This is a genomic window from Pseudomonas sp. D47 (assembly GCF_045447305.1).
Lineage (GTDB): Bacteria > Pseudomonadota > Gammaproteobacteria > Pseudomonadales > Pseudomonadaceae > Aquipseudomonas.
In genome coordinates, this window is the sequence record NZ_JBJGXU010000225.1 from 1 (window position 1) to 256 (window position 256).

Sequence of the window (256 nt, forward strand, 5' to 3'; positions counted from 1 at the left end):
TCACCGCCAAGGCCATCTCTGCTTTTGCGCCCTCCAACTGGCGCAACAGGAAACGACCATTCCCAAATAGCCATTGCTTGAGGTTTCCGAAAGGGTGCTCAACGATGGATCTTCGGTTGGCCATCATCTGCGGATGCGCCAGCATTCGCTGCTCCATTCGCTCAAAGGCTTCCTCATGGGCATGGCGTGAGACATAGTGACGTTGGGCGCCAGTGCACTGGGATTTGAGCAGGCAGGCAGCGCAGTCACTGACATT

General features: G+C 56.2%; 1 protein-coding gene. It reads right to left on the bottom strand.

Annotation, left to right across the window (positions count from 1 at the left end; all coding sequences use genetic code 11):
- Positions 1–256, bottom strand: a 256-nt coding sequence (locus ACI77I_RS32320) for a transposase (protein ID WP_407000282.1), incomplete at both ends; no start/stop codon positions are given.